This window comes from Kitasatospora sp. NPDC089797, assembly GCF_040684795.1.
Taxonomy (GTDB): domain Bacteria; phylum Actinomycetota; class Actinomycetes; order Streptomycetales; family Streptomycetaceae; genus Kitasatospora.
The window spans coordinates 40,431-47,327 of sequence record NZ_JBFBGS010000068.1; the positions used below are offsets into that span (position 1 = coordinate 40,431).

The following is a 6,897-nucleotide window of genomic DNA, read 5'->3' on the forward strand; positions in this document are numbered from 1 at the left end:
GAAGTCGATGGGATCGACTTCCTGTGCGCGCGGCCGGGACGGGGATGTAGGCCGGGGCGTCCTGCGGGCCCGGGCGCGCGCTGTGCCGTGATTCGTTCAACGGGACCGCCCGGCGGGGCGGTTCGGTCGGATCCGGCGAGTCGACGGCAACCGCGCGAAGGCGGGGCTGGTGATCAGCCGGGCGGGGTATGGCCCGGCCGAGGCTGCCGCGGTGGCCCTGGCGACCGGAGGTCCGCGTGCCGTAGGGCCGCTCCGGGCTCCAAGCGCAGCTCTGCCGGGGTCTGTTGACGCCCTGCCGCTGGGCGACGGCCCGGTGGTCTGGTGGGTGGAGTGGGAAGTCGGCGGGATCGACTTCCTGTGCGCGTGGCCGGGCCGGGGGTATCCGGCGGGCCCCGGCCGTGCGAGGGCGGGGCTGGTGACCGGCCGGGCGGTGCATGGCCTGACCCAGGCCGCTTCGGCGGCCCTGGCGACCGGAGGCCCGTGTGCCGTAGGGCCGCTCCGGGCTCCAAGCGCAGCTCTGCCGGGGTCTGTTGACGCCCCGCCGCCGGGCAGTGGCCCGGTGGCCTGGTGGGTGGAGTGGGAAGTCGGCGGGATCGACTTCCTGTGCGTGCGGCCGGGCCGGGGGTATCCGGCGGGCCCGGGCGCGCGCTGTGCCGTGATCCGCTCACCAGGCCTGCCCGCCGGGGAGGTTCGACGCGCGTGCCGTATCCCGGAGGTGGCCGGCGGAGGGGAGGGGTGTGCCCGTGCTGTGGGGCCCGCGGGCCGCGGGCGGGGCGGGGCCGTGCGGTGTGAGGCATCCCTCGCCCGACCCCGTGGCGCCGGCCGGGCGGGAGCGCCGATCATGGGGCGCATGACGCCCTCGCCCCGCCCGCCGCACGACACCGCCCCACCGGAACCGACCGACGGGAAGGCCGCCCCCGACCGCGGATACCTGCTGGACAACGCGCGCGCCGAAGCGGGCGAACGCTTCACCCAACTCGCCGAACTCTTCGACGCCGTGACCCTCGGACACGTGCGCCGCCTGGGCATCGGGCCCGGCGCACGCTGCTGGGAGGTCGGCGCCGGCAGCCCCGGCATCCCGCAGGCACTCGCGGCGATCGTCGGCCCCACCGGACACGTCCTGGCCACCGACCTCGACCCGTCCTGGCTGACGACCGGCCAGGGCTACGAGGTGCGCCGCCACGACGTCGCCACCGACCCGGCCCCCGAGCCCGGCACCTTCGACCTGGTCCACGCCCGCCTCGTCCTGGTCCACGTCCCCGACCGCGCCCGCGCACTGGCCACCATGGCCGCCGCGCTGCGCCCCGGCGGCCGGCTGCTGGTCGAGGACGCCGACACCGCCCTGCAGCCGCTGGCCTGCCTGGACGACAGCGGCCCCGCGCAGCGGCGGGCCAACCGGCTGCGCGACGCGGTGCGGCAGCTGCTGGCGGGCCGCGGCGCGGACCTGGCCTACGGCCGGACCCTGCCGCGGGCACTGCGCGCGGCAGGCCTGGTGGAGGTCGCTGCGGCGGGCTCCTTCCCGGTGGGCGGGCCGGCCTGCGACCGGCTGGAGGCGGCGACCATCCGGCACGTGCGTGGCGAACTGCTCGCCGCCGGCCTGACCGACGACGCCGAGATCGAGGCGCACCTGGCGGCCCTGGCGGCCGGCGAACTCGACCTGACGCTGGCGCCGTTGATCTCCGCCTGGGGACGCCGTCCGGCCGAGTCCTAAACGGCCCTCGGGCAGGGCCGGTGGCAGCGCCGCGGCCGCCGCCCGGTAGCGTTCACCCCTTCGGGCGCCGTCGGGGCCCGGAGTCCCGAGATGGTGAATGCCGATGACACGTGGCGAACCGCCGGTCGTGTGGAGCCTGCCCCCCGAGGACGCCCGGGCCGGCTGGCGGGCCCTGTGGTGGAGCGTCGGGCCGGAGGGCGAACTCGCGGTGATGCTGGTGCGCGAACGCGACCTGCGCCGCTCCCCGTACGTCAGGGGATGGGTTGGCTGGAGCGCCCCGGCCGGCTGCGACGGCGTCCTGGTCGTGGTCCGCGGCGGCACGGAGCACCGCACCCCCGTCACCGGCATCCCCGCCCGGACCGGCCACCTGGCCCTGCTCCCGGGGTCACGCTTCCTGCTGGCCTCGGGCCGCGCCAGCCGGGACCGGGACGGCGCCTGGGAGCCCAACGCGGTGGTCTACTCCCCGGACGGTGAGCCGGTGAGCCGCTTCTGCATCGGCGACGACCTCGACGACGTCATCGCCGACCGCGACGGCGGCATCTGGACCTCCTACGGCGACGAGGGCATCTACGCGGGCCACCCGGAGAGCGGCGACGGCCTGGCCCGCTGGGACACCGACGGCAACCGCACCTGGGACCCCCGGGGACGGCTGCCGGTGTGGCCGCTGGGCGGCAGCGCGGCCGCCACCGAGGGCGCCGCGCCCTGGCTCGCCTGGTACAGCCACAAGGGCCCCTTCCTGACCCGGGTCGATCCCGCCACCGGCGACACCACCCACTACCGCAACCCGCTGCGGGACACCGACGGCATCGCGGTGCGCGGCCGCCGGATGATCCTCACCCGCCGCTCCCACAACCGCCCCGCCGCCGAGCTGAGCCGCGCGGAACTCCTCGACGGCGCCTGGGTGGTCACCGCCCGCGAGCAGCTGCGGCTGCCGCGCCCGGTGGTCCTGCACTGCGCCCAGGGCCGCGACGGCCTGCTGTGGCTGCGCGCCGGCGACAGCTGGGTGCAGCTGGAGGCGTGAGCCGCCGGCGCTCACGGCGCCGCCGCACCCCCGGGCAGGGGGTGCGGCTGCTGCTGGCAGTCTTGCCCCGTGCTGATCGACGGATATGACGAAGACCCACTGGTGGCCGGCGAGGAACTGCTCTCCCACCCGGGGTTCTGGGCCGCCTACCTGATGTGGATGTGCGAGACGGAGGAGGACGAACCGGCCGCCGAGTGGTTCGGAGCGGACGGGGCCGACGCCGACGATGCCTACCGGGCACTGACGGCCGACGGGAGTCGGCCCGTGTTCCGCATCCCGTTCGGCGGCCGGCACACCGCCGTCGTGATGAGCCGCAACAGCCCCGACGACAGCGGGACAGAGTACTTCGTCACCCACCCCGACTGGCAGCCCGGACGGCACGGCTACCTCGCCACCGTCGACGGGCACCAGGCCGGCCCCGGCCTGTCCTGGCAGGAACTGCACCACATCGCCGCCACGCCGGACCGCACGGCCCCGGGCCTGCACGACCGCCACGCCCGGCTGCTGCTCCTGCTGCCCGCGCTCGGCGACGAGGACACCCCGCCCGACGCGGCGGGCGCGGTCGCCGAGGCGCTGGCAGGGGTCGGTGCTCCGGCCGGCGAGGCGCCGCGGGTGGCGGCGCTGCTCCTGGACCACCCGCTGTGGGAGGCCGCCCACTGGTCGCTGCCCGGCCGGTCGCCGCTCGGCGGCGGCGAGCAGCCCTTCGGCGGCATCCTCCGGTGCGACGGCCCCTACAGCCCGCGCGCCGGCGTCCAGCTCGCCCAGGGCATCACCCCGGAGCAGGCCGAACAGCTCGCCCGCGCCCTGGGGACCTGGCCCCTCTGACCTCGGGGACCGGCCCGCCGCCGGGCGCCAGGTGTTGCCGGGTCCCGCCGCCGGAGCCGTGAGGGGCCGCACCCGGGGCGGGTGCGCGGCGAAGGCGCCGGTCGCAGCCGCGTGGGTCGACGGCTGCGACCGGCGCGGCCGCTGCGTGGCGGACGGCGGGTCCTCAGCCGGGCCGGGTGCTCCCGGCCCGGCCGGGGGTCAGCGGCACAGGGCCGCGTCGACCGCGTCGGTCAGGTGCACGGCGGCGGGCCCGTCGGGGATGACGGTGACGGCGATGTTCACGGCGCGCCCGTCGTCGGTGACGCCGCCGCGGGTGCGGTAGGCCGCGGCGGTGCCGCCGTGGCCCCAGACCAGGCCGCCGCAGCTCAGCGGCCTGCTCTGGAGGCCCAGGCCGTAGCGCACGCCGGGGCCCAGCACGTCGGCGGGCACGGTGGTGCGCATCTGGGCGAGTTCGGCGGCGGGCAGCAGCCGGCCCGCCATGAGCGCGCTGTAGAAGGTGTTGAGGTCGGTGTTGGTGGACACGACCGCCCCCGCGGACCAGGCCATCGAGCTGTCCATGTCGGTGTAGTCGACCAGCGGCTTGTCGGGGGCGGTGCGCAGGTAGCCGTGCGGGTGGGGTTCGCGCAGGGCGGTCTCGCCGACGGCCGGGACGTAGGTGTGGCGCAGGCCGATCCGGTCGATGACGCGCTTGGTGACCTCCTCGCCGAAGGGGCGGCCGGTGACCTTCTGGATGATCATGCCTGCCACCAGGTAGTTGGTGTTGCAGTACATCCAGCTGGTGCCGGCGGGGAACATCGCCTTCTGGGAGAGCGCGCCGTCGAGGAGTTCGCGCGGCTCGAAGTAGCGGTACTGGATGGTGGTGAAGTCGCTCAGCGCGGGGGACTCCATGTACTCGGGCAGGCCGCTGGTGTGCTGGAGCAGCTGGCGCACGGTGATGGTGCGCCCGTCGAAGCCGTCGCCGCGCAGCAGGCCGGGCAGGTAGGTGTCCACGCTGGCGTCCAGGCCGACCTTGCCCTCGGCGACGAGCTGGAGGATGACGACGGCGGTGAAGGCCTTGGTGTTGCTGCCGGCCCGGATCTGCCCGTCGACCGGGACCCTGGCCCCGGTGGCCAGGTCGCCGAGGCCGGCGGTGTAGGTGCGGTTGCGGCCGTCGCGGCCCTTGACGGTGGCCAGGGCGGCGGGCATCCCGTCGTCCTTGACCAGGGCGTCCAGGCGCTGCTGCACGGCGTCGGGGCGCGGTGCGGCGAAGGCGGCGGGCGGGGTGAAGGCGGTCAGGGCGATGCCGGCGGTGGCGGCGGCGAGCGTGGCGTGGCGCATCAGGCGGATGCGGTGCACCCAGGGCTGCGGGGCGTGGTCGTTCATCGGGACTCCACTGAGGGGACGCGAGGAGGGCGGTGCGGTGCGGGGCGCGACCGGGTGAGGGGCGTGCGGGGGTCAGCGGCGGCAGAGCGCATCGTCCACCGCCTCGCCGACGTGCTTGGCGGTGGCGTCGTCCGGGATCAGGGTCACGGTGACGTTGACGGTGCGGCCGTCGTCGGTGGCGCCGCCGGCGGTGTAGTAGCCCGGGATCGTGCCGCCGTGGCCCCAGTAGACGCCGCCGCAGGACAGCGGGCGGCTGGCCAGGCCGAGGCCGTAGCCGGCCCCGGGGCCGAACCCCTCGGCGGGGACGGTGGTGCGCATCTGGGCGAGCTGGGCGGCGGGCAGCAGGCGCCCGCCGAGCAGGGCGCTGTAGAACCGGGTCAGGTCCGTGTTGGTGGAGACCACCGCGCCGGCCGCCCAGCCCCAGGAGGGGTCCAGCTCCGTGTAGTTGCGCAGCACGCCCTCCTCGTTGCGGTAGTAGCCCTGGGGGTGGGCCTCGTGGATCGTCATGTCCCCGGGGACGGGGAAGTAGGTGTGGCGCAGGCCGGCCCGTTCGATGACGCGCTTGGTGATCTCCTCGCCGAGCGGGCGGCCGGTGACCTTCTGGATGATCAGGCCCGCCAGCAGGTAGTTGGTGTTGCAGTACTCCCACTTGGCGCCGGGGGCGAAGTGGGCCTTCTTGGACAGCGCGGTGTCCAGCAGCTCGCGCGGCTCGTAGTAGCGCTGGGGGGCGTTGAGCACGCCGTCGTGGTCGAAGTACTCGGGCAGGCCGGTGGTGTGCTGGAGCAGCTGGTGGACGGTGATGTTGCGGCCGTCGATGCCGTCGCCGCGCACCAGGCCGGGCAGGTAGGTGTCCACGCTCGCCTCCAGGTCGACCTTGCCCTCGGCGACGAGCTGGAGGACGACGACGGAGGTGAACGTCTTGGTGTTGCTGCCGGCCCGGACCTGGCCGTCGGCCGGGACCTTGGCGCCGGTGGTCACGTCGCCGGCGCCGGCGGTGTAGGTGCGGGTGCGGCCGTCGGCGCCCTTGACGGTGGCCAGGGCGGCGGGTGCCTTGTCGTCCTTGACCAGGGCGTTCAGGCGCTGCTGCATGCTGTCGGGGCGCGGGGCGGCGGTGGCCGCGGACGGTGCCAGGGCGCCGGCCAGCACGGCGGCGGCCACCGCGGTGACGGTCACCGCCGCGCCGCGCCGGCCGGCGCGCTGACGGGTGGGGCGGGGCTGCTGCGGTGCGTTGTCGTTCACGGGAAGGCCCTTCGGGTCGGGCGCCGGAGCTCGTCCCGGCGCCCTTCAAGAGGATCATCCGACGCACCGTCAATCCGTCCGCGCGCAGGACGAGAGTGCACCCGGGAGCGTGCTCCGGTGCGGGGGCGGGCCCGGGAGCACGGTCCCGGGTCCGTACGGCCGGGGGCAGGCGCCCGGGCCGGGGGCGGTGCGCTCTTTCGGGGGACTGCCGGGCCGATCGCCGGACGGGTGCGGCGGCCGTCGGCCACAGTGGGCGGGGCCCGATCCCCGGGCCCGAGCACGATCCGCGGAGGAGCGACACCCATGCGCATCCCCAGCCCCCGACCCGCCCGGACCGCCACCGCCGTCGCCACGGCCGCGCTCGCGGCCGTCCTCGCGGCGGCCACCACGGCGGCCGCCGCCACCCCCTCGCTGCAGATCGACGACGGCACCACCGTGAGCTCCCGGCAGGTGGCCGTCGGCCAGTGCGTCAACCCGTCCCTGACCACCCACATCGAGAGCGTCGCGGTGGGCAGCCGGGCGGGCAACGGCAGCATGACCGTCTTCCGGTTCCGCAACTGCACCGGCGCCGTCGTCCGGCAGGGCCCGAGCCCGATGTACTTCAACCCGCCCGCGACGATCGGCTCGGTCCGCATCGACTCCGCCCCCTGAGCACGGGATCACGGCCGCGCAGGAAGTCGGCGGGGGGGGCCTACAGCCCGGGGGCGGGGGGGGTGGTGTGGGCGGCGCGGCCGCCCAG

The 6,897-nt window shown here is 76.1% G+C and carries 6 protein-coding genes; 4 read left to right on the plus strand and 2 right to left on the minus strand.

The window, feature by feature from the left end; translation table 11 throughout:
- Window positions 1–850 precede the first annotated feature (850 nt).
- From AB0O91_RS37105 to AB0O91_RS37115, 3 genes are all read left to right on the plus strand, one after another.
- Entirely contained in the window at window positions 851–1,711 is an 861-nt protein-coding gene (locus tag AB0O91_RS37105; protein WP_363442800.1) for a methyltransferase domain-containing protein, read from the plus strand.
- Window positions 1,712–1,814: 103 nt separating this feature from the next.
- A complete protein-coding gene (locus tag AB0O91_RS37110; protein ID WP_363442803.1) occupies window positions 1,815–2,732 on the plus strand; it encodes a hypothetical protein in 918 nt (305 codons plus the stop codon).
- Window positions 2,733–2,801: 69 nt separating this feature from the next.
- Window positions 2,802–3,557 carry a hypothetical protein gene (locus AB0O91_RS37115; protein WP_363442806.1) on the plus strand — a complete coding sequence of 252 codons (756 nt, stop codon included), beginning with the start codon at window positions 2,802–2,804 and terminating at the stop codon, window positions 3,555–3,557.
- 198 nt (window positions 3,558–3,755) lie between these two features.
- On the opposite strand, the gene AB0O91_RS37120 is transcribed toward AB0O91_RS37115, so the two are convergent.
- Together AB0O91_RS37120 and AB0O91_RS37125 are read right to left on the minus strand one after the other, a co-directional pair.
- Entirely contained in the window at window positions 3,756–4,919 is a 1,164-nt protein-coding gene (locus tag AB0O91_RS37120) for a serine hydrolase domain-containing protein (protein ID WP_363442809.1), read from the minus strand.
- 72 nt (window positions 4,920–4,991) lie between these two features.
- The gene (locus AB0O91_RS37125; RefSeq protein ID WP_363442818.1) at window positions 4,992–6,092 is read right to left on the minus strand and encodes a serine hydrolase domain-containing protein; all 1,101 of its coding nucleotides are present in this window, start codon (window positions 6,090–6,092) and stop codon (window positions 4,992–4,994) included.
- A gap of 369 nt (window positions 6,093–6,461) precedes the next feature.
- Here AB0O91_RS37125 and AB0O91_RS37130 point away from each other — a divergent pair, with 369 nt between their 5' ends.
- A complete protein-coding gene (locus AB0O91_RS37130) occupies window positions 6,462–6,809 on the plus strand; it encodes a hypothetical protein (RefSeq protein ID WP_363442812.1) in 348 nt (115 codons plus the stop codon).
- The last annotated feature ends 88 nt before the right edge of the window (window positions 6,810–6,897 follow it).

Excerpts from the sequence above, each read along its gene's own strand:
- AB0O91_RS37105 (WP_363442800.1), top strand. The coding sequence starts at position 851 with ATGACGCCCTCGCCCCGCCCGCCGCACGACACCGCCCCACCGGAACCG.
- AB0O91_RS37110 (WP_363442803.1), top strand. The coding sequence starts at position 1,815 with ATGACACGTGGCGAACCGCCGGTCGTGTGGAGCCTGCCCCCCGAGGAC.
- AB0O91_RS37120 (WP_363442809.1), bottom strand. The coding sequence starts at position 4,919 with ATGAACGACCACGCCCCGCAGCCCTGGGTGCACCGCATCCGCCTGATG.
- AB0O91_RS37130 (WP_363442812.1), top strand. The coding sequence starts at position 6,462 with ATGCGCATCCCCAGCCCCCGACCCGCCCGGACCGCCACCGCCGTCGCC.